The following is a 19,988-nucleotide window of genomic DNA, read 5'->3' as shown; positions in this document are numbered from 1 at the left end:
CGCGGGAGAGTAGGCCGCCGCCAGTTTTTATTTTATTTTTAAAAAACCTTTATCTTTACGATAAAGGTTTTTTTGTTTTGTAGATATATCCAGATCGTAGGTAGCAGGGATTAGGCAGCAGATAGCAAATGTTAGGTAGCTGTTCAACGGGATGAGCTTATAAGTAGTAAGTAATGAGTCAATTACTTGGATCTTTTTCTTTCCTTCCAGCTCCCAGCCTCCGGCTTCCTCCATCAATTCTTTATACCTGGTAGTAGTCTTTACCATCATTGCTGTTCTTTATCTCTCAGAATTGTCACTCCAAAGGAGTCTAAACAGAGTTCTTCTTCATTAAAATGCTTCGACTCCGCTCAGCATGACACTGCTAATACTGACTGCTGAAAAAACTTAGACATTATCCTGTCATCTTACATCCTTCAAACCTCTCATACATAAACCTTGATTGCTATTGAATGATACAATTGGAATAGAAGTGATCCTCACACTTGCATCTTTGATGCTAATCTCAATAACTCGTAACCAATTACCTGGCACTAATTATTTATCCATTATCATTGTTCATTCATTAATCACATTTTGTCCCATTCATCACTCAGCTAAGAGATTATCGTCGTATAAGGATCCAATAGCCTAAGAATATGAAGATTGTAGATATGGCGACTCAGATCCTTAATACGACAGAAAACCACTAGTGAAGGGAGAATTTATTTCTTATCCCACCAAATACGACCTTGTATATCACTTTCACTGGCTCCAAATTCAGGATCTTGCTTCATTTGATCAAGTGCATTTTTTTGATTTTGATAATTCAGATTATCTTTTGAAGGGGTTGAAAGAACAATTCTTCTTGGCATTATTAACAGAACTCCGGCTTCACTGAATGGATTTTCCAGCTTAAGAGCAGTTGATACATTAGGTAATCCCGTTCTTTTGATGAGTGCCCATACTTCATTAGGTTGTTTGAAATAGTTTAAATATTCCTGAATGATAATCTGTTCCAATGCTAATGACGGATTAAATTTAATTTGGGAATCATTAAGATAAGCTATAATATCAGCATCATTGGCTACTTTATAATAATCTACCAATGCTTCTTTGGCAATATAGTTATAGGTTTCAATAGATGCTCTGATTCCTTGTTCATAAAGGTCTTTTACATTACCAGGAATAAGATTTCTTGCGGCCAGTTCTGCTTTCAACAAAGAATAATCAGCATAGGTAAGAATTGGGAATATTGCATTTCCTGTTCCAATAATACCTTTTGAAGTATTTTCAGGCCTCCAGATTCTATATTGTAACCTGGAAATCGTATCATAGTTCACTCCATTTAATAATCTTTTTGCTGAAGTATAATAACGGCTCATATTGGCTGAAACCATGTTAGGGCTGACAAGGCCACCAACATAGCGCTGACTTTCCATAGTAGTTTTCATTTTACCAGCTGCTACAAGCTTGTCTATATTTTCCTGGGAATAATCATTCTGCTGAAAAAATATAGATATTCTGGGATCTTTACTGGTGTTCATAAAGTCAACCATAGGTTTTGAGGCAGACATTCCTGAAGGGTTAAAATTACCATGTTCTGTAAATCTTCTTGCCCTCAACATAAAGCTTACTGTTGTACTGTTAATTTCATCTCTTGATAAAACCTGTGTAGCAATGGAAGTCAGTTTTGCAGGGTTTCTTTTCATGAGTCTTGATGCTATTTTTAATCGCAATGAATTAGCCACCCGTTTCCATTTGCTGATATCTCCGTTAAAGAATAAATCTTTTTCGCCGGGATTTACCTGTACAGATGGATCAGCACTTTGAATTGCAGTATAAACATCATCTAACTGTTTGTCAAAAACATCATACAATTGTTCCTGTGTTTCATATTTAGGAGTTTGTGTTCCTCCATAGCGCGCCTGGAAGGCTTCTGTATAAGCCATACTTCCATTAATATCCGTTACATACCATGCATAATAAACTTTTAAAATGATAGCAATGCTTTTAATATTCACGTATTTCTTTTGTTCCTCAGCCGGCATATGATCAATTTTGTAGATGATGTCTGTAAGTAAAGCGCCATGGTCTCCATAAAAAATATCTTTCCTTTGATTCATATTGGAACCGTCATCCATAAACTGAGATGAATTACCTGTGCTGGGAACCAACGTCTGGGTCCAGGGCATAATTCTGCGGTAGTAATCATAATAATACTCGAAACTGCCATCAAATCCTTTCATTATTGCTAAAGGCAGAAGTTCTTCAGGTGTAGCTTTTATTTGATCTATGGGATTGGTATTAATCTCTGCAAAATCGCTGGTACAGGATGTAAACAGAAAAAATGATAGGGTAAGTATAAGTATTTTTTTCATTTTAATAATCTTTAGATAATAATTTTAGAATGAGAAATCCAGATTAAATCCTAAATATCTGGACATAGGAGAGCCTCCATATTCTGCAAAGCTACCTGCACTGTTGGAATATTTTCCTTCAGGATTTATCCCATCCGGTAGTTTATTGTATATATAGAATAAGTTTCTGCCGATAAGAGAAAGGTTTAAAGTATTTATTCCAAGAGATTTGATCATTTCCGGTTTAAAGGAATAGGTTAAGCGTGCTTCACGAAGAGAAACCCAAGTATTTTCAAATATAGACTGTTCCCGGATTCCTCTACTCCATGAGCCCAAATTGTTGTAATAAGAAGCTGCGCTTACAGGGTCGATCCATCCTTTTTCATAGGCTTCCTGATAAGTCATACCACTTACATCTCGGGTAACGCCTTGCTTATCTTTTATACTGGTATTCTGGCTAAATACTCCTTCAGGAATCACCCCAAACTGAATGTTGCCATTAGAATCAGTATATTTGATTCCTCCTCTCTCTTCATCCCTGTACTGTAATGTGGAGGATAAATTACCAAACTGAACACCATAATTATAGGTGGCAGAAAGAATATCGCCTCCTACTCTTGCATCTATCAGTACACTTAAAGATAAATTTTTATACCTGAAAGTATTTCTGAAACTGGCTAAAAAATCAGGAGTTAACTTTCCTACCGTAGTATATCCCTGGTTTTGGTAAGAATCCGATCTCAGATAAGAGCCATCGGCTTTCAGAACTTTCATGCCGTTTCTGGGATCATCAATTTTATTACCATTTGCGTCCAGCGCCTGATATCTTGCATAGGCATATCTGGTTTGTATCAAACCGTATTGTTGGCCAGGTATTGCTATACTTTTTACATCAGTTCCCATGCCCCAGTTTAATACATATTCAGTAACTCCCGGATACAGTTCAATAAGTTTATCCCTGTTTTGAGAGAATGTAACTGTTGTATTCCATCTGAAGTTGGATGATTTTATCGGAATCGCATTGACAACTACTTCTATACCCTGATTTTGTAAATTTCCAGCATTGATCTGCTGTTGGCTAAGCCCTGACTCTTGTGGTAAGGAAAGTGTTAACAGCTGATTGGTGGTGTTGGTTTTATAAAATGAAACATCAAAATCCAGCCGGTTATTGAAAAAAGCCATATTTAGTCCAAATTCTATGGATCTGCTCAATTCATTTTTTAAATTTAAATTCGCCAGCGAATTACTATTGAAGCCAGTCAAGGGAATGCGTGTTCCATCAGGTGAATTGTAAGCAGAAGGATCGGGTCTGTAGTAGAGGCCCGAGCTAGTGTTGTATGGAGAAGTATCTCTTCCCACCCATGCCAGACTTCCTCTCAGGCTTCCGGAATTTATCCATTTTGGAAGTTGTAAGGAATTAGAAAATATCCAGTTTCCAACAAATGAAGGATAGAAATAGCTTATGTTTCCATGTCCATCTGGATAGGACAATGTGGAAGACCAGTCATTCCGGCCTGTAATATCAATGAATAGTTGGTTTTTCCAGGCGAAATTGGCAAAAGCGTACAACCCCTGAATTCTTTTTGGAGACTGATTGCCATCAGCATAATAGGTTTCGCTTCCTACCGGATCTATTGAGTTCTGGATTTGGAAAACACCGGGAGAATTCAGTCCTCCATTGGTCCATTGCCTTGTGGCTTTATATTTGGACCTGAAGTCTTCTCCACCAATAGATGCATTAAGGCTAAGATTCTCTGTTAATTTGAAGTTGGCATTTAATAAAAATTTTGTAGTATATTGTTCTTTCCTTCCTTCCAAAATGCTATAACCGCCTCCTGTGAACCCTGGATTTTCTCCAAGTATTTTAGATTCATTAAGAAAATCATAATTATTGAAGTTGCCGGTTACCATAAGGTTCAGCCAGTCTGTCAGCTGGGATTTGAGTTCTATCCGGCCTATATAGTTGTTTTCTTTCTGGGTTCTAGTATTCTGGAAAAGATTAAAATAAGTAGATGCCATACCGTAAGGATCCGTATTGTCTTGTTTCATTCCCCCTTTTACAGGGTCCAGATAATTATTTTTCCAATATACGGCATCAAAACTTCTGGGAGTACCATATATAAAACTGAAGAGTGGGCTTTCATTTCCTCCCTGAGGTACTGGATTCTGCCCGAAAGACCTATTATAGTTGAAACTTGCATCTACCTGCAAATATTTACTGTAGTGATGGGTTGCGCGGATGAAATAGGCATTCTTGATAAACTTATTACGGGGAAGGATTCCATCGGCTTCCTGATTGGTATAACTCAATAAAATAGTAGATTTATCATTTCCCCCGGAGAGTTCGAATGAGTTTTTACGATCAAATCCTACCTGGTAAATATCCTTATAATTATCCGGTTGAGGATTCCATAGAATTGTTCTGCCATCAATATCCTGTACTGGGTTTCCATCAAATTTTGGCCCATAGCTGTAAAAAAAATTGTTTGGATCTATAAAACGGTCCCCGTTTGCATCCGTTGAAAAATTAGATCTAATACCGGCACCAAATTCATTCTGAAATATGGGACCATTGTAGACATGCTGTGTAGTAAGAGAAGAATTTATCCTGACACCCAACCCGTTTGTACCTTTTCCTTTTTTGGTCGTAATAACAATAACCCCATTAGCAGCCCGCGAACCATAAAGAGCAGATGCTGCAGCTCCCCTTAATATAGAAACGGACTCAAAAACATCTGAGTTAAGGTTCTTCATTTCATTACCGAAATCATAACCAGAACCCCAGGAATCCGCACCGCTTACACCATTGTCTATAACTACTCCGTCAACAACAATTAGTGGTTGGTTATTGCCTCCCAATGATGTATTTCCACGGATCTGAATTCTGGCACTAGACTGCGGACCTCCGGACCCGGCAGTAATTTCTACCCCCGGGAGTTTTCCCTGAAGAGCTTCCATAGGATTAACAACACCAGCCTGTGTTATGTCTTTGGTATCAACTTTAGTAATAGCGTAGCCTAATTTTCTCTGATCTCTTTTTATTCCAAGTGCAGTAACCACAACTTCATCAATTTCCTTATTCTTTACTGAATCTTTCTGTATTTTTTGAGCGTTTATTTGATTTGTACTGAGTAGAAAACAAAAAACACTGGCGGCCATGGGTAACCCTTTACTTAATTGTTTCATTTTTGTTCATCATTTGCTTAGTCCTGCAATATTAAAAAAAAATATGATACTTTAATATAAAATCAACATGTAAGGTATTGATTTACAATGATTAATAGGTGCTTTTTTGTCGTTTAATCTTAATTTTAGCGTATAATATTCTGTTAATGATACTATTGGAAATATAAAATATTGATTATAGATTGTCGTTTATGAATTTTATTTTTTTTTACTTTTTTTATTTGATATATACTTTTTATCTGGTAAATCTATAGCTGTAAAGTGTTTTTATTGTCAATTTATGTCATGTGTAAAAAATCCCTTCCCAATGTGACAATGTTTTTTTTCTTTATACTTAACCTAGCACAATTCCTAACATAAGCAATGAGTAATCAACAATAGCTACTAAGTAATGATTAATTAATAAAATTTTTATTTAAATTTCACCATGTGTGGAATAAATAGTATTTTAGAAAAGCGTTATCCGAAAAGCTTAAATAGAGTAGGAAACAACTAAAACTAAAATAACTATGAAAAATCTAGTGAAGATTTCAAGAGAGAGTTTAAAATCATTAAAAGGAAGTGGAGGACCTACATGTCCTGATGATCCTGCATTTGGAATGTGCTATCCTCCAGGCTGGCCCAATGGAATTTGTATGACTAAGTATCAATGCTGTATGAGGCTGGGTGGGCCCATTGAATTTTGTAAAGAAGAATATGGCAAGTAAAATACTTCCTATTTTTAAAGTATAAATAAAAAACGGCTATCTCTGGATTTTGAGATAGCCGTTTTTCTATTTATAAATTGTTATCATACCTGTATTACTCCAAGGTTGAATTTTTCTGTAATGGGAGCATTATTAGCTGCTTCAATCCCCATAGAAATCCATTTTCTGGTATCTGCAGGATTGATGATGGCATCTGTCCATAATCTTGCAGCTGCATAAGTAGATTCTGTTTGTTTCTGATATTTTTTAGAAATCGTATCCAGAATTTCGTTGTGCTCTTCTTCCGAAATTTCTTTTCCTTGTTTCTTCAATGTTGATTCCTGAATCTGAGCCAGTACTTTTGCAGCTTGTGCACCTCCCATTACTGCCAAGTCAGCCCAAGGCCATGCAACAATTAATCTTGGATCATAAGCTTTTCCACACATTGCATAATTTCCTGCTCCATAAGAGTTACCAGTAATAATAGTGAACTTAGGAACAACAGAATTGGAAACTGCATTTACCATTTTAGCTCCATCTTTGATAATTCCGCCATGTTCTGATTTGGAGCCTACCATAAATCCGGTAACATCCTGTAAGAAGATTAAAGGTATCTTTCTTTGATTACAATTGGCAATGAATCGGGTTGCTTTATCAGCAGAATCAGAGTAGATTACTCCTCCGAACTGCATTTCTCCTTTTCCACTTTTAACCAGCTTTCTCTGATTGGCTACAATTCCTACAGACCAGCCATCAACTCTTGCCGTTGCACAGATAATACTTTTACCGTAGTCTGGTTTATATTCTTCATATTCGGAGTTATCCACAATACACTTGATAATTTCGTAAGTATCATATTGTTCAGCTCTTGAAACCGGCATAATTCCGAAAATATTTTCCGGGTTTTCTTTTGGTGGAAAACTTTCTATTCTGTCAAAGCCTGCTTTTTCAGTACTTCCAATAGATTTCATGATGTTTTTGATTCTATTCAAAGCATCTTTATCATCTTTCGCTTTATAATCTGTTACTCCTGAAATAGAGCAGTGAGTGGTCGCTCCACCTAATGTTTCGTTATCGATACTTTCTCCGATAGCTGCTTTTACAAGATAGCTTCCGGCAAGGAAAATAGAACCTGTTTTATCCACAATCATCGCCTCGTCGCTCATAATGGGAAGATAAGCTCCTCCAGCTACACAACTCCCCATAACGGCAGAGATCTGGATGATGCCCATAGAACTCATTTTAGCATTATTTCTGAAAATTCGTCCAAAATGTTCTTTATCAGGGAAGATCTCATCCTGCATAGGAAGGTAAACACCTGCAGAGTCTACCAGATAAATAATAGGAAGTTTGTTTTCCATGGCAATTTCCTGAGCTCTCAGGTTTTTCTTTCCTGTGATAGGAAACCATGCGCCAGCTTTTACAGAGGCATCATTAGCAACTACAATACACTGTCTTCCGGAAACATAGCCAATAACTACTACTACACCTCCGCTAGGACATCCTCCATGTTCCTGATACATCTCGTATCCGGCAAATGCTCCTACTTCTATGGAATCTGAATTTTTATCGAGAAGATAATCTATTCTTTCTCTTGCTGTCATTTTTCCTTCATCACGAAGCTTTTGAAGCCTCTTCTCACCACCTCCTTTTTTGATTTCAGTGAGTAAGCGATTAATTTCAGATAATTTTAATCTGTTCTGATCTTCTCGTTTATTGAATTCGATGTCCATAAAATTTTCAATTTTTTACGCTTAAAGATACTATTTTTATGAGGAATACGAATTGGAAGTAAAACAGATGTTTAATTATTTGGTTTTTAGTAATTTGTGAAATTTTTAACTAAAAAATATTTTCAAATAATTTATATTTTTTCTAACTTTACATAAGAGTAATGGAGGGTGATAACCTCTGAAAATTACTCTGTTCCTAGTTTATTTTTTTAATAGTTTATTATTTGAAGGCCCTGAAAGTTTAACAAATTTTCAGGGTTTTTTTAGTAATGCGTGTGGTTGTTAGTAATATTTTCTATATTCTATAATATTCAGGTCGGTAAGATGATTCTTATGTTTTTTATATTTTTTAGCAGGAATAAAGCCAAGTTTTTCCGGAATTTTTCTGCTGGCTATATTGTCTTCATCTACAGGATATAAAATATACTCAAAAGTAAAATTCTTTTCCAGAAATTCTATGAGGGTCGTTATGATTTCAGTTCCTAATCCTTTCCCCTGAGAACCCCTTTTTAGCCATAAGCCAAGTTCAACAGATTCTTCTGTTATATTATGGATACCGCAACATCCTATAAAATCCCCATTAAAGTCAAGAGCGACCATTACAAGATCTGTGTTTTGTAATAAAGTTCTTTTTGATTCATCCACAAAGGTGATTATATCCTGTCTATTCCCTTGCGGATTAAAAGGCATGTATCTGGTCACCTCATTGGTAAAATGCTCCAAAATATCATCGATGTGTAAGTCTTCAACAGGGCTTAAAGTAAGATGTTTTGTTTTGATTTCAATGCTCGGGCTTAATATCATAATTAATTGATCTTTTTATTAAATTAATAGAAAGTGTTCTGAATTAAGAGTAAAGCTATTAAAAACTTTATTTATTATCTTTTTATTAATGTAAATTTATCTTTTTTTGCAAGATTTATAAAAGCGTATTTGTAAATTTGCACGTTAAAATAAAAAGGGGATAGGTTATGCATAAATTGGCACTTTTCAGATTGCATTTAATAGTTTTTTTATGGGGGTTCACTGCAATTCTGGGAAAATTGATTCAGGCCAATGCACAGATTCTGGTTTTTTACAGAATGTTGTTTGCCTCTATTTTTTTGTATGTATTCATCAGGATTTTTAAAAAGGAGAGCATAAAGGTTTCCAAAAAGATATTTTTTCAACTGGCAGCAATAGGTTTTGCCATGGCACTCCATTGGTATTGCTTTTTTTATTCTATTAAAGTTTCCAATGTTTCTATTGCGCTAAGCTGTCTTTCCTTATCTACACTTTTCGCCTCAATTCTGGAGCCTATTATTTTCAAAAGGAAAATTGATGCATCTGAAGTGATCATGGGAACTGTTATTGTGACCTGTATACTCTTGATCTTTAAGACAGAATTTCATTTTAAAGAAGGTATTATTTATGGAATTCTGTGTGCTATATTCGGAACTATTTTTTCTGTTTTTAATGGTAAGATGTTTGGGAAAACAAGTTCGGGGAATATTATTTTTTATGAAATCTTCTGTGGTTGGTTCATTTTAATGTTATTTTATTTGTTTTCAGGCCAAATTTTTCAAATGAATGAAATAAACTACAGAGATCTGGCGTTAATATGCTTGTTAGCCAGTGTTTTCACTGCTTTTCCAATGTTGGAATCGGTGAATTTAATGAAATATATATCACCTTTTACTTTAATTTTAACAGTTAATTTAGAACCTGTTTACGGAATTATACTAGCTTTTTTTATCTTTGGGGAATCAGAACATATGAGCCCTATATTTTATGTCGCTTCAGGTGTTATGATACTGGCAATCATTGCAAATGGATTAATAAAAGCCAGAAAAACTAAAAACTTAAACTAAGCATCAAATTTATATGATGAAAAAATATTTTTTACTTGCATTTTCACTGCTGTTTGGGCTTTCTCAATCTCAGATTATCAGGAAATATTCCAATGAATTCTTAAACATCGGAGCCGGAGCAAGAGGACTTGCCATGGGAGGAGCAGTAATTACCAATCAGGATGATGTATATTCTCCTATGTGGAACCCTGCAGGTTTGATGTCAATCGAAAAAGATTGGCAAGGGGCAGCCATGCACGCAGAATATTTTGAATCTATTGCAAAGTATGACTATCTGGCCTATGCAAAAGTACTTGAAGAAGGTGTTTTTGGAGTTTCGGTAGTAAGACTTGGAGTAGACAATATTTTAAATACTACCCAAATGATCGATTCTGAAGGGAATATCGATTATGATAAAATTACCAAGTTCTCCCAATCCGATTATGCAGCTATTCTTTCTTATGCTTTCAGACCTGGAGGAAATCCAAAATTGGATGTTGGGGTGAATGCTAAAATTGTTTACAGAAATGTAGGTAAATTTGCAAATGGTTATGGTTTTGGTTTCGATGTGGGAGCCATTTATAAGGCAGATAACGGATGGAAGTTCGGAGGGATGGTGAGAGATATTACAACTACTGTAAACTTCTGGACGATTAATCAGAAAGAACTTTCTACTGTTGTAAATGGGGAAGAATTTAACCCTGCTCCTAAAGATAAACTGGAACTTACAATGCCTAAGCTGAATGTAGGTGCCAGCAAGTTATTCGAAATCAATAGCAGTGTGTATGTGTTACCGGAAGCAGGTATCAATGTTGATTTTGCTAAAACAGCATCATTAATTTCAACAGATTTTGCCAGTATCAGTCCTTATGCAGGAGCTGAATTGGGATATCAGAAAATGATTTTTGTGAGATTAGGGATCAATAGATTCCAGTCTATTACAGATATAGAAGACCTTAAAAGAAAAGTTTCTTTCCAGCCGAGTGCAGGTCTTGGGATCAGATATAGAGGACTTACACTGGATTATGCAATTACGAATTCAGGAATTGGCGGATCTAATTTCTATTCCAACTTCTTCTCATTAAAACTGGATATGGGAGCATTTAGAAACGATTAAAATTATAAAAATGAAAAAGTTATCAATATTGGTGATGGCTGCTTGTTCAACAATGGCTTTCGCACAAAAGGTTTCGGATTATAAATATGTTGCGGTTCCCGAAAAATTTGAAACATTTAGGGAAGATTATGGGTTAAAAAACTTTTTCACCAAGGCTATGACAGGGAAAAAGTATATCATTCTTCCTACCATTAAAGATAATTGGCCAGCTGAAGCTAAAAGTAATTTCTGTAATGTAGTCTCTGCCGATATTCTTAATGAGAAAAGTCTATTTAAAAATAAATTAATAGTACAGTTTAAGGATTGTAATAATACTATGATTCTTGAGTCTAAGGGAGGCTCAAAAATTAAAGAATTTGAAGAAGGGTTACAGGATGCATTGAAAGAAGCATTAATTAAAATACCGGTTTCTAATCCCGTTGCATTATTACCTGCATCTAATAATAGTGCTCAACATACATCTCCTGACCCTGTGGTATCTGTAGCATCTACAACAACTCCGGAGGCGAGTAATTACTCGAATGGGAAACTGGATCTTCAGAAAATACAGATTGATCCTAACCAGTTTATTTTGGCAAAGTCTGGTAGCTCAGTTCCGTTTGCCGTTTTCAAAGCAACTTCAAAAAATTCCGTTTTCCTTGTAAAAATGGCTGATGGAAATACAACGATCGGATATTTTGAAAATGGGAATATTGTAATAGATGTTCCACAGACAGATGGAAGATTTGCCAAAGAAGTTTTTGCAGCAAAATAATTAATAAAATATAAGTACAAAAGGCTCTTGAAAAAGAGCCTTTTATAATATATATGTTGATGTGTTTTTCATTTTTTTTGAAAATACGATCCTATAGATATGGAAAGTAATCTAACCATTTATAATGTAAATAAGACGGTGGAAGTATTTATAAAATGAGTGAAATTTTCATAATATTATTGTTATTAGTTGATAACTCTAATTTATGAAAAAAATACATATAATAATATTTTTTAATAAAATATTTATTTATTCGTGTATTTTGTTGTTGTGTTTGTTTTGTATTAAAGGGAATTTTGGTTTTTGTCCCATTTTGATAAAATGGTAAATTCTAATGAAATTTCACCAATAAATAATCTTTTATTGGTGGAAATTGAAATCCTGTGCTATGTCAGATCATTAACTAGCATTAAAAAACTCCCAAATTACCTTAGCCTTACTCTTACCTAGAATCTCTTCCAGGGTTTCCAGATTAGCTTCTTTGATACGTTTTACAGACTTCAGTTTAGACAGGAGTAATTCAATAGTTTTTTCTCCTACACCGGGAATTTCTTCCAGCTCAGATTTTATAGTAGAATTTTTCCTTCTCGTTCTGTGATGCTTTACGCCAAATCGATGGGCCTCATCACGTACACGCTGAAGGATTTTCAACGTTTCAGATTTTTTATCGAGATATAAAGGAATAGGATCCTCCGGGAAGAAAATTTCTTCCAGCCTCTTGGCGATCCCTACAATGGTAATTTTTCCATAAAGACCTAATAACCTCAGGCTTTTGACAGCAGAAGAAAGCTGTCCTTTCCCACCATCAATCAGAATTAGCTGAGGAAGACTTTCTCCTTCATCAAGCATTCTTTTGTAACGGCGATAGATGACCTCTTCCATCGTTGCAAAATCATTTGGACCCTCTACTGTTTTAGGATGGAAAATTCGGTAATCTGCTTTACTCGGTTTTCCATCTTTAAAAACAACACATGCAGACACGGGATTCGTTCCCTGAATATTTGAGTTATCAAAACCTTCAATATGTCTTGGCTCTACAGGCATTCTCAAAAGCTTCTGCATTTCAGCCATGATTCTGTTGGTATGTCTTTCAGGATCTACAATCTGAACCTGCTTCAGCTTTTCCAGACGGTATTCTTTAGCATTCTTTTCAGAAAGCTCTACAATTCTTTTTTTGTCTCCTACCTTAGGAACAATCAGTTTTACATTGGGAATTTCTACAGACAAATGAAATGGTAAGAGAACTTCTTTAGAATCTGAAGAAAACTTTTGACGGATTTCTATCAAAGCTTCTTCCATAATATCTTCATCGGTTTCCTCAAGAATCTTCTTAATTTCTGTGGTAAAACTCTGGATAATATTTCCGTTTCTTATCTTAAAGAAATTGACATATGCTGCGGTTTCGTCACTGGTCATTCCGAAAACATCCACATCATCAATATTAGGATTTACGACTGTGTTTTTAGCCTGATAATCTTCAAGAATGTCCAGTCTTTCCTTAATGATCTGAGCCTCTTCAAACTTTAGGTTGGAAGCCAATTTCATCATCTGATTCACCAGATAATCTTTTGCTTTCCGGAAATCTCCTTTGATAATTCCACGTATGGCATCTATTTTTTCGTCATAATCTTCCTTGCTTTCAAGATCTTCACAGGGCCCTTCACAGTTTTTGATATGATACTCCAGGCAGACCTTATATTTTCCATCTGCAATTTTGGATGGAGAAAGATTCAGGTTACAGGTTCTAAGTTTATAAATGTGTTTTATGGTATCCAGTAATATCTTTGCAGGACGTACTTTTGCGTAAGGACCATAATATTCTGATCCATCCTTTATGACATTTCTTGTCAGGAAAATTCTTGGGAAATCTTCATTTTTGATGCAGATCCATGGATAAGTTTTATCATCCTTCAGCATGACATTATAAAACGGCTGATGCTCTTTAATCAGATTATTTTCCAATAATAGGGCATCATATTCACTGTTTACAATGGTCGTTTCCAGTCGCTGGATTTTGCCGACCATTATTTTGATCCTGTATCCGGAAAGGTTTTTGTTGAAATAAGAGAGCACCCTCTTTTTAAGATTTTTAGCTTTCCCAACATACAAAAGCTGTTCGTTTTTATCGTAATAACGATAAACACCGGGTTCGGATGGTAAGGTTTTGAGCTGTAGTTCTAAAGAAGGATTCATATAACAAAATTAAGGAAACTTTCCCTATTTAAAAAAGAAAAACCTGCAGATGGTTCTACAGGTTTTATTTTATGGGGGCAAAGTATTTTATCCGTTTGCCATTGCAGTATATTCACTTACAAGAAAACTGAAGTAATCCCATTCCACAGAGTTTTTAGGATATTTTTTCATGAAATCCTGATTGTCTCCAAATAGAAAATCATAATTGTCTTCAAAATCATCTTTATGCAGCCACATTACCTTGTTGCCTTTTTTTACATAATAAGATTTGATAACTCCGCCTCCAAGCTGTGGAGAGCCCATTACAGAAAAACCTGTTGTTTCTTTGGCTCTGGGATCGTGGTATACTGAAATAATATCATCAAAACCTGGGTTGATTACCTGCATCAGAAATTCCTTATCATCTTTTTTGTTCTTTAGAGAAACAGTCTGATTTACAAAATAAATTCTGTCATTGTTGGTGTTTTTCGTCAACTTCTTAGTTCCGAAGTTTCTGATATTCCCCATGTATTTTGCCACTTTTGCAATCTTCTCTGCATTGCTTGGATAGACATACATCTCATTGATCTGATCAGCATTGAAAGTAGCATTCTTTTTGGTGATACTGTCTTTGATAACAACTTCGTAGATCTGCCCTTTTTTGGTTTCAATCTTATTACAGAAACCTTTGTAGGTAGTTCCGTCCTTTAAGATAATGGTAGATGTTTTCTTGGGAGATGGAGTATTAAAACCTTCATTAAAAAGGTAAGTTTCCATTTTTTTGATGTCCTCTTTAGAGTATTTTACTTTCTGCGCGAAAGCAGTGGTGCTTGCTACACATACAGCAAGTAGTAGAGTTTTCAGTCTCATGTATTATTGTTTTTAATTTTCGGGGCTAAAAGTAGTAAATTATTTCGCTTGTTTTATAAAAATATAGAAGATTGAAATTTAGCTTTTCCAATTATTGTTAAATGCGTAATTTTAAGGAAATTTTTTAGAAATGATATACGGAGTAGATGTTTTTACTTTCCATGATGTTCTGGAAATATGTAAAAAACCTAATAAAGCCAAGCTAAACAAAGCAGCAAAAGAACAAATTTTAAAATCTCAGAAAAACGTACAGAAAATAGTAGAGTCAGACAGATGCGTATACGGAATCAATACAGGATTCGGACCATTGTGTGATACTAAGATTTCAGCAGACGAAACCGCTCAGTTACAATATAACCTTATCATTTCTCATGCAGTAGGTGTAGGGAAGCCAATTGATAAAGAGCTTTCCAAGATCATGATGATTGCCAAAGTACATGCGCTATCGAAAGGATTTTCAGGAGTTTCCCTGGAAGTGATTGAAAGAATGATTCTGATGCTTGATAAAGATATCATTCCGGTTGTTCCTGAACAAGGATCTGTAGGAGCTTCAGGAGACCTTGCTCCCTTAGCACATCTTGTATTGCCTTTACTTGGTTTAGGACAAGTTTGGGAAGGAGATCAGGTTTCTGATACCATGGAGGTTTTGAAAAAGCATGACCTTGAACCATTAGCTTTAGGTCCAAAAGAAGGATTGGGATTAATTAATGGTACGCAGTTTATCCTTGCTCATGCGATCAAAGGACTTGAAAAATTTGAATATTTACTAGACCTTGCTGACATGACAGCTGCAATGAGCCTCGAAGCATACAGAGGTTCAGCAAGCCCATTTAAAAAAGAACTCCACGAGATCAGACCTTTCGAAGGCAGTAAAAAAGTTGCTGCAAGAATGCTTAAGTTCTTAAAGGGATCAGAAAATATGAAAGCTCATGAAGATTGTGAGAGAGTTCAGGATCCTTATTCTATGAGATGTGTACCACAAGTTCACGGAGCCAGCAGAAATGCTTTTGAGCACCTTAAAGGAATGGCAGAAACAGAATTGAACTCTGTAACAGATAACCCGATTGTCCTAAGTGCAGAAGAATCTATTTCAGGTGGAAACTTCCACGGACAGCTAATGGCGTTGCCTTTAGATTATGCTACATTAGCAGCTGCAGAATTGGGAAATATTTCAGACAGAAGAAGCTACTTATTATTAGAAGGAAAATATGGACTTCCGAGATTATTAACGGAAAGCTCAGGATTAAATTCCGGATTTATGATCCCTCAGTACACTTCAGCAGCGTTAGTTACTGAAAATAAAACATTATGTTTCCCTGCATCGGCAGATTCTATTCCTACAAGTTTAGGTCAGGAAGATCATGTTTCTATGGGAAGTATTTCAGGAAGAAAATTCAATCAGGTACTTGGAAACCTTGTGAATATTCTGTCTGTTGAGTTGATGTTTGCAGCTCAGGGACTGGAATTCAGAAGACCTGCGAAATGCTCTAAAGTAATTGAAGAAAACTTTACGATCCTTCGTTCTAAAGTTGCCAAGCTGGAAGATGACAGACTGATTGGTAAAGATATGCTTGCCATTGCAGAGTTAATTAACGAAAGAAAATTTGTTGTCAACTAATCCAAATAAAACAAAGGCTTCCGAAAGGGAGCTTTTTTGTTTTCAAAAATCTTTTAATTATTTAATTATTAAATTTTTTAATCTTTTAATCAGATAAAAATGCATATCCTCAGAACAGATTCTACTCATAAAGATTTTCAGAACCTTGTAAAACTCCTCGATGCCACTTTGTCTGAGCATAATGGAGAAAATGATGACTTCTTTGCTCAGTTTAATACCATTGATACTATCAAAAACTGTGTCGTAGTTTATATAGATGATATTCCCGCAGCCTGCGGAGCATTCAAACCATTTTCAGAAGATACCGTAGAAATAAAAAGAATGTTTACCCATCCGGAATTCAGAAAGAAAGGACTAGGTTCCACCATTGTAAAAGAACTTGAGAGTTGGGCAACAGAATTGAACTTTACAAAAGCTGTATTGGAAACTTCCCGGGATTTGAAAAGTGCCATATCAGTTTATGAGAAAAGTGGTTTTTACAAAATACCCAATTATGGTCAATACGTTGGAATAGAGCAAAGTGTGTGTTACGGGAAAGTATTGTGATTTAATATTCATGTAATGCTAAATTCATTTTTTTTCAATTTTTAATTCCCGTTAAAGTGTTATATTGTGGCCTCAACCAAAATTATAACATATGAAAAAAACTGTATTCCTACTGGCAATATTTTTTGCCTTAAACTCGTGCTCCAGAGAAGATCTTCAGAACGAAAATGTAAAAACCGAAATGTCCCAGAAAGATCCGTTGACTGCAAAACAAATCAACGAAAGGATCAATCAGGCTATTAAAACGGACGGTACTTTCAATTGGAAGAATGAATCCGATCATTTCGTATGGAGTGCTATTTTCCGTGGAAATAAAATGGTATCGATTGGTTTTGGAACTTCTAAAGATGATTTCGACAGAAGTAAATCTCCAAACAGCAACGATATTGAAAAGGAAGTTCTTTCTGTAATCAAAAAATATGAAGGAAAAGACGAAAGAAATTTCCTTCTTCTTTCAGATCAATATCTTAATCAGATGGATGTTGTGATAGAAAATGAGGAAACTGTTTCCGCTCTCCGACAAATGAAAAATATCCGATATGTAGAACCGGCGGACTATCATTATTTTGAATTTGAAGCTCAATATAATGCAGCGGCAAAATCTTCAGGAAGTGGTTCTTCAGGATGTGGGTTCTCATCATCTACTTTAAGTACTGCAGACTATACTTCAACGACACCAAGTGCAAAAATACCTTGGGCTTTTGCTAAGCACAATATTCCTGATGCATGGAGCTACAGTACTGGAGCAGGTGTTACCATAGGACTTATTGATACAGGAGTTTCACCAGAACAGACTTTACTGGGAGGAAGTTTTAACAATGGTGCTTCTTCAGGAAGAACGATCAGCAAATACGGCGTGTATAATTCAGACGGATCCGGAGATCAGTGTGGGCACGGAACCAAAATGGCTTCTGTAATGGCCGCTCCGAGAAATAATGCAGGATTACCTGTAGGAGTAGCTTATAATGCCAATCTTATTGCCTACAGAGCTGCAGAAAATGTTGTTCTTGAAACTTCCAGTGAACAGACAGCTGTAAAAACGGCTTTCACAGAATTGGGTAACAATACCAGTGTAAAAATCATTTCTATGTCGATGGGACATATCTTCTCAGTCGGAAAAATTGAAGATGGTGTCAAATATGCTTATTCTAAAGGAAAACTGATCTTCTGTGCCGGAGGTACTTCAACCAGTTTTACGAGTTTTGTCGGAGTAATTTTCCCTGCATCAATGTCAGAAACTCAGGCGATAACAGGAGTAAAAGAAAATACTTCCAATCAGAAATGTGATGTCTGCCACTCGGGAAGTCAGATTGATTTTACTTTCCAGATGGAGAGACCTTCAGGGAATACTGTTCCTGTATTGAGCTATTACAATGGTCAGGCAGATTATGTAGGTGGTTCTTCAGTGGCTACAGCGGCTACAGCAGGAATTGCAGCATTGGTTTGGGCTAAAAATCCATCATGGACAAGAGATCAGGTACTGAATAAAATGAGACAGTCTGCTACCTACTATCCCAATGTAAATTCAAGCTACGGCTATGGAAATATTAATGTTCTAAAAGCAGTACAATAATATAATGACCTTATAAAAATAAAAGGAAATATCTCAGCTGAGGTATTTCCTTTTTTATTTTAATATAGATTATCCTATCCTTACACTTGTCATACTCAATGACCCGCCAATAAGCTCGTCATTGAATAAATTAAGCTCTTCAGACTGATCTTTCAGACCCAAAGTATACAATAAAGGAAGATAATGATCAGGCGTAGGAACGGCATATTGTAAGAAAGTCCCTTGTTTCTGATAATCAATAATATTTTGAAAGTTACCGTCAAGAAGCCAATTGTTGGTTTTTTCACGGGCTTCCACTGCCCAGTCCCAGCCGGCTCCCACTGTATTTATATTTTTCCAGTCGATGAGGCGGAGGTTATGAACAATATTTCCACTTCCGATAATAAGAATACCTTTTTCACGAAGTTTGTTCAGTCTTTTGGCAAGATCATAGTGATACTGTGGAGGTTTTGTATGATCAATGCTCAGCTGAATCACCGGAATATCCGCATCAGGATACATATGTTTGATAACTGACCATGCACCATGATCCAGTCCCCAGCTGTGGTCTTCTTCCACATCTACGGGAAGAAGTAATTCAGCAGTTTCTCTGGCAAGTTCAGGACTTCCGGGAGCAGGATACTGCACATCAAAAAGTGCTTTTGGAAAACCATAAAAATCGTGGATGGTTTTCGGCATATCCAGGGCGGTTACAAAAGTTCCGTCTGTATACCAGTGAGCAGAAATACAAAGAATTGCATTAGGTTTTGGAATTTCTGTAGCTGCTTTCCGGAATCCCTGTACAAATTGATTCTCTTCAATGGCATTCATTGGTGAACCATGTCCAAGAAATAAAACAGGCATTCTCTGTGTGTTGTTAAAACCGTTGCTTATATTTTGAAGATCGTTGAGGTTCATAAATATTGAAGATTATAAAAAAATAAAAGGTTCAAGGCTTTTAGACAAATCCCCGAACCTTTTATCATATATATTAATTTACTATGCCTGTTTTACAAACTGTAATTCACCAGCTACTTTTACATCATCACTCACCATTACACCTCCTGCTTCAAGAGCGGCATTCCAGTTTAATCCGAAATCTTTTCTGCTGATCTTTCCTTCAAAAGAGAAACCTGCTTTTGTATTTCCCCATGGATCTACGTTGATTCCTCCGAAGTCTACATCAAGCGTTACAGGTTTTGTAATTCCATTGATGGTAAGATTTCCAACGATAGAGTTGTTTAATGCCTGAGATTCAAAAGTGATGGTAGGATGTACTTCAGCATTGAAGAATTCTGCAGACTTTAAGTGGTTATCTCTGTCTGTATTGTTTGTAAATACAGAATCCGTTTGGATAGTAGCTGTAGTTTTTGCATTTGCAAAGAATTCGTCTTCAGATTCAATTTCAGCAGTGAAAGTTCTGAAGCTTCCTTTTACGTTAGAGATCATCATGTGTTTTACTTTAAAAGTAATTTCACTATGCGTAGGGTCTAAAATCCATTTTGTTGCCATTGTATTTTGTATTTTTTGTTTGTTATTAATGATGCAAATTTAGGACAGCATACCTATACAAGTCATTGATATAG

Annotated in this window: 16 protein-coding genes; 7 read left to right on the top strand and 9 right to left on the bottom strand. The window is 35.8% G+C overall.

The window, feature by feature from the left end:
* Positions 1 to 27: 27 nt before the first annotated feature.
* From ACMA47_RS13155 to ACMA47_RS13145, 3 genes are all read right to left on the bottom strand, one after another.
* Positions 28 to 270: a hypothetical protein gene (locus ACMA47_RS13155; protein ID WP_413930122.1), complete on the bottom strand. Its 243-nt coding sequence runs from the start codon at positions 268 to 270 to the stop codon at positions 28 to 30.
* Positions 271 to 704: 434 nt separating this feature from the next.
* Positions 705 to 2,360 (bottom strand): SusD/RagB family nutrient-binding outer membrane lipoprotein, encoded by a 1,656-nt coding sequence (locus ACMA47_RS13150; protein WP_413930121.1) that lies wholly within the window; start codon positions 2,358 to 2,360, stop codon positions 705 to 707.
* A gap of 24 nt (positions 2,361 to 2,384) precedes the next feature.
* A complete protein-coding gene (locus tag ACMA47_RS13145) occupies positions 2,385 to 5,525 on the bottom strand; it encodes a SusC/RagA family TonB-linked outer membrane protein (protein ID WP_413930120.1) in 3,141 nt (1,046 codons plus the stop codon).
* A 509-nt stretch (positions 5,526 to 6,034) separates the two neighbouring features.
* Between ACMA47_RS13145 and ACMA47_RS13140 the strand changes: the two genes are divergently transcribed.
* Entirely contained in the window at positions 6,035 to 6,232 is a 198-nt protein-coding gene (locus tag ACMA47_RS13140) for a hypothetical protein (protein ID WP_413930119.1), read from the top strand.
* Positions 6,233 to 6,315: 83 nt separating this feature from the next.
* On the opposite strand, the gene ACMA47_RS13135 is transcribed toward ACMA47_RS13140, so the two are convergent.
* Together ACMA47_RS13135 and ACMA47_RS13130 are read right to left on the bottom strand one after the other, a co-directional pair.
* A complete protein-coding gene (locus ACMA47_RS13135; RefSeq protein WP_413930118.1) occupies positions 6,316 to 7,944 on the bottom strand; it encodes an acyl-CoA carboxylase subunit beta in 1,629 nt (542 codons plus the stop codon).
* Between the two features lie 282 nt (positions 7,945 to 8,226).
* Positions 8,227 to 8,748: a GNAT family N-acetyltransferase gene (locus tag ACMA47_RS13130; protein ID WP_413930117.1), complete on the bottom strand. Its 522-nt coding sequence runs from the start codon at positions 8,746 to 8,748 to the stop codon at positions 8,227 to 8,229.
* Between the two features lie 167 nt (positions 8,749 to 8,915).
* On the opposite strand from ACMA47_RS13130, the gene ACMA47_RS13125 reads away from it, so the two are divergent.
* Genes ACMA47_RS13125 through ACMA47_RS13115 form a run of 3 tightly spaced genes read left to right on the top strand, consistent with a single transcriptional unit; the run spans position 8,916 to position 11,644 of the window.
* Positions 8,916 to 9,794 carry a DMT family transporter gene (locus ACMA47_RS13125; RefSeq protein WP_413930116.1) on the top strand — a complete coding sequence of 293 codons (879 nt, stop codon included), beginning with the start codon at positions 8,916 to 8,918 and terminating at the stop codon, positions 9,792 to 9,794.
* Positions 9,795 to 9,807: 13 nt separating this feature from the next.
* Positions 9,808 to 10,890, top strand: coding sequence for a PorV/PorQ family protein (locus tag ACMA47_RS13120; protein ID WP_413930115.1), 1,083 nt, complete (start codon positions 9,808 to 9,810; stop codon positions 10,888 to 10,890).
* 10 nt (positions 10,891 to 10,900) lie between these two features.
* Positions 10,901 to 11,644 (top strand): hypothetical protein, encoded by a 744-nt coding sequence (locus ACMA47_RS13115; RefSeq protein WP_413930114.1) that lies wholly within the window; start codon positions 10,901 to 10,903, stop codon positions 11,642 to 11,644.
* A gap of 399 nt (positions 11,645 to 12,043) precedes the next feature.
* Here ACMA47_RS13115 and uvrC read toward each other — a convergent pair whose 3' ends face one another.
* Together uvrC and ACMA47_RS13105 are read right to left on the bottom strand one after the other, a co-directional pair.
* Positions 12,044 to 13,837, bottom strand: coding sequence for an excinuclease ABC subunit UvrC (gene uvrC / locus ACMA47_RS13110; RefSeq protein WP_413930113.1), 1,794 nt, complete (start codon positions 13,835 to 13,837; stop codon positions 12,044 to 12,046).
* Positions 13,838 to 13,924: 87 nt separating this feature from the next.
* Positions 13,925 to 14,686 carry a hypothetical protein gene (locus tag ACMA47_RS13105; protein WP_413930112.1) on the bottom strand — a complete coding sequence of 254 codons (762 nt, stop codon included), beginning with the start codon at positions 14,684 to 14,686 and terminating at the stop codon, positions 13,925 to 13,927.
* Between the two features lie 130 nt (positions 14,687 to 14,816).
* On the opposite strand from ACMA47_RS13105, the gene hutH reads away from it, so the two are divergent.
* From hutH to ACMA47_RS13090, 3 genes are all read left to right on the top strand, one after another.
* Positions 14,817 to 16,304: a histidine ammonia-lyase gene (gene hutH, locus ACMA47_RS13100; protein WP_413930111.1), complete on the top strand. Its 1,488-nt coding sequence runs from the start codon at positions 14,817 to 14,819 to the stop codon at positions 16,302 to 16,304.
* A gap of 99 nt (positions 16,305 to 16,403) precedes the next feature.
* Entirely contained in the window at positions 16,404 to 16,850 is a 447-nt protein-coding gene (locus tag ACMA47_RS13095; protein WP_413930110.1) for a GNAT family N-acetyltransferase, read from the top strand.
* Between the two features lie 91 nt (positions 16,851 to 16,941).
* A complete protein-coding gene (locus ACMA47_RS13090) occupies positions 16,942 to 18,423 on the top strand; it encodes a S8 family peptidase (RefSeq protein ID WP_413930109.1) in 1,482 nt (493 codons plus the stop codon).
* Positions 18,424 to 18,492: 69 nt separating this feature from the next.
* Here the strand turns inward: ACMA47_RS13090 and ygiD are convergent, their stop codons facing one another.
* Entirely contained in the window at positions 18,493 to 19,320 is an 828-nt protein-coding gene (gene ygiD, locus ACMA47_RS13085) for a 4,5-DOPA dioxygenase extradiol (RefSeq protein ID WP_413930108.1), read from the bottom strand.
* A gap of 81 nt (positions 19,321 to 19,401) precedes the next feature.
* Positions 19,402 to 19,914 (bottom strand): YceI family protein, encoded by a 513-nt coding sequence (locus ACMA47_RS13080; RefSeq protein ID WP_034693303.1) that lies wholly within the window; start codon positions 19,912 to 19,914, stop codon positions 19,402 to 19,404.
* Positions 19,915 to 19,988: the final 74 nt, after the last annotated feature.

The sequence above is a fragment of the Chryseobacterium sp. T20 genome (assembly GCF_047345655.1).
Classification (GTDB): Bacteria; Bacteroidota; Bacteroidia; order Flavobacteriales; family Weeksellaceae; genus Chryseobacterium.
The sequence above is the reverse complement of the archived record's forward strand: the minus strand, read 5'-3'. Positions and strand labels throughout refer to the sequence as shown.

Bases quoted from the DNA above. Each gene is read 5' to 3' on its own strand.
- ACMA47_RS13155 (WP_413930122.1), bottom strand. From the start codon at position 270: ATGATGGTAAAGACTACTACCAGGTATAAAGAATTGATGGAGGAAGCC.
- ACMA47_RS13150 (WP_413930121.1), bottom strand. From the start codon at position 2,360: ATGAAAAAAATACTTATACTTACCCTATCATTTTTTCTGTTTACATCC.
- ACMA47_RS13145 (WP_413930120.1), bottom strand. From the start codon at position 5,525: ATGAAACAATTAAGTAAAGGGTTACCCATGGCCGCCAGTGTTTTTTGT.
- ACMA47_RS13140 (WP_413930119.1), top strand. From the start codon at position 6,035: ATGAAAAATCTAGTGAAGATTTCAAGAGAGAGTTTAAAATCATTAAAA.
- ACMA47_RS13135 (WP_413930118.1), bottom strand. From the start codon at position 7,944: ATGGACATCGAATTCAATAAACGAGAAGATCAGAACAGATTAAAATTA.
- ACMA47_RS13130 (WP_413930117.1), bottom strand. From the start codon at position 8,748: ATGATATTAAGCCCGAGCATTGAAATCAAAACAAAACATCTTACTTTA.
- ACMA47_RS13125 (WP_413930116.1), top strand. From the start codon at position 8,916: ATGCATAAATTGGCACTTTTCAGATTGCATTTAATAGTTTTTTTATGG.
- ACMA47_RS13120 (WP_413930115.1), top strand. From the start codon at position 9,808: ATGATGAAAAAATATTTTTTACTTGCATTTTCACTGCTGTTTGGGCTT.
- ACMA47_RS13115 (WP_413930114.1), top strand. From the start codon at position 10,901: ATGAAAAAGTTATCAATATTGGTGATGGCTGCTTGTTCAACAATGGCT.
- uvrC (WP_413930113.1), bottom strand. From the start codon at position 13,837: ATGAATCCTTCTTTAGAACTACAGCTCAAAACCTTACCATCCGAACCC.
- ACMA47_RS13105 (WP_413930112.1), bottom strand. From the start codon at position 14,686: ATGAGACTGAAAACTCTACTACTTGCTGTATGTGTAGCAAGCACCACT.
- hutH (WP_413930111.1), top strand. From the start codon at position 14,817: ATGATATACGGAGTAGATGTTTTTACTTTCCATGATGTTCTGGAAATA.
- ACMA47_RS13095 (WP_413930110.1), top strand. From the start codon at position 16,404: ATGCATATCCTCAGAACAGATTCTACTCATAAAGATTTTCAGAACCTT.
- ACMA47_RS13090 (WP_413930109.1), top strand. From the start codon at position 16,942: ATGAAAAAAACTGTATTCCTACTGGCAATATTTTTTGCCTTAAACTCG.
- ygiD (WP_413930108.1), bottom strand. From the start codon at position 19,320: ATGAACCTCAACGATCTTCAAAATATAAGCAACGGTTTTAACAACACA.
- ACMA47_RS13080 (WP_034693303.1), bottom strand. From the start codon at position 19,914: ATGGCAACAAAATGGATTTTAGACCCTACGCATAGTGAAATTACTTTT.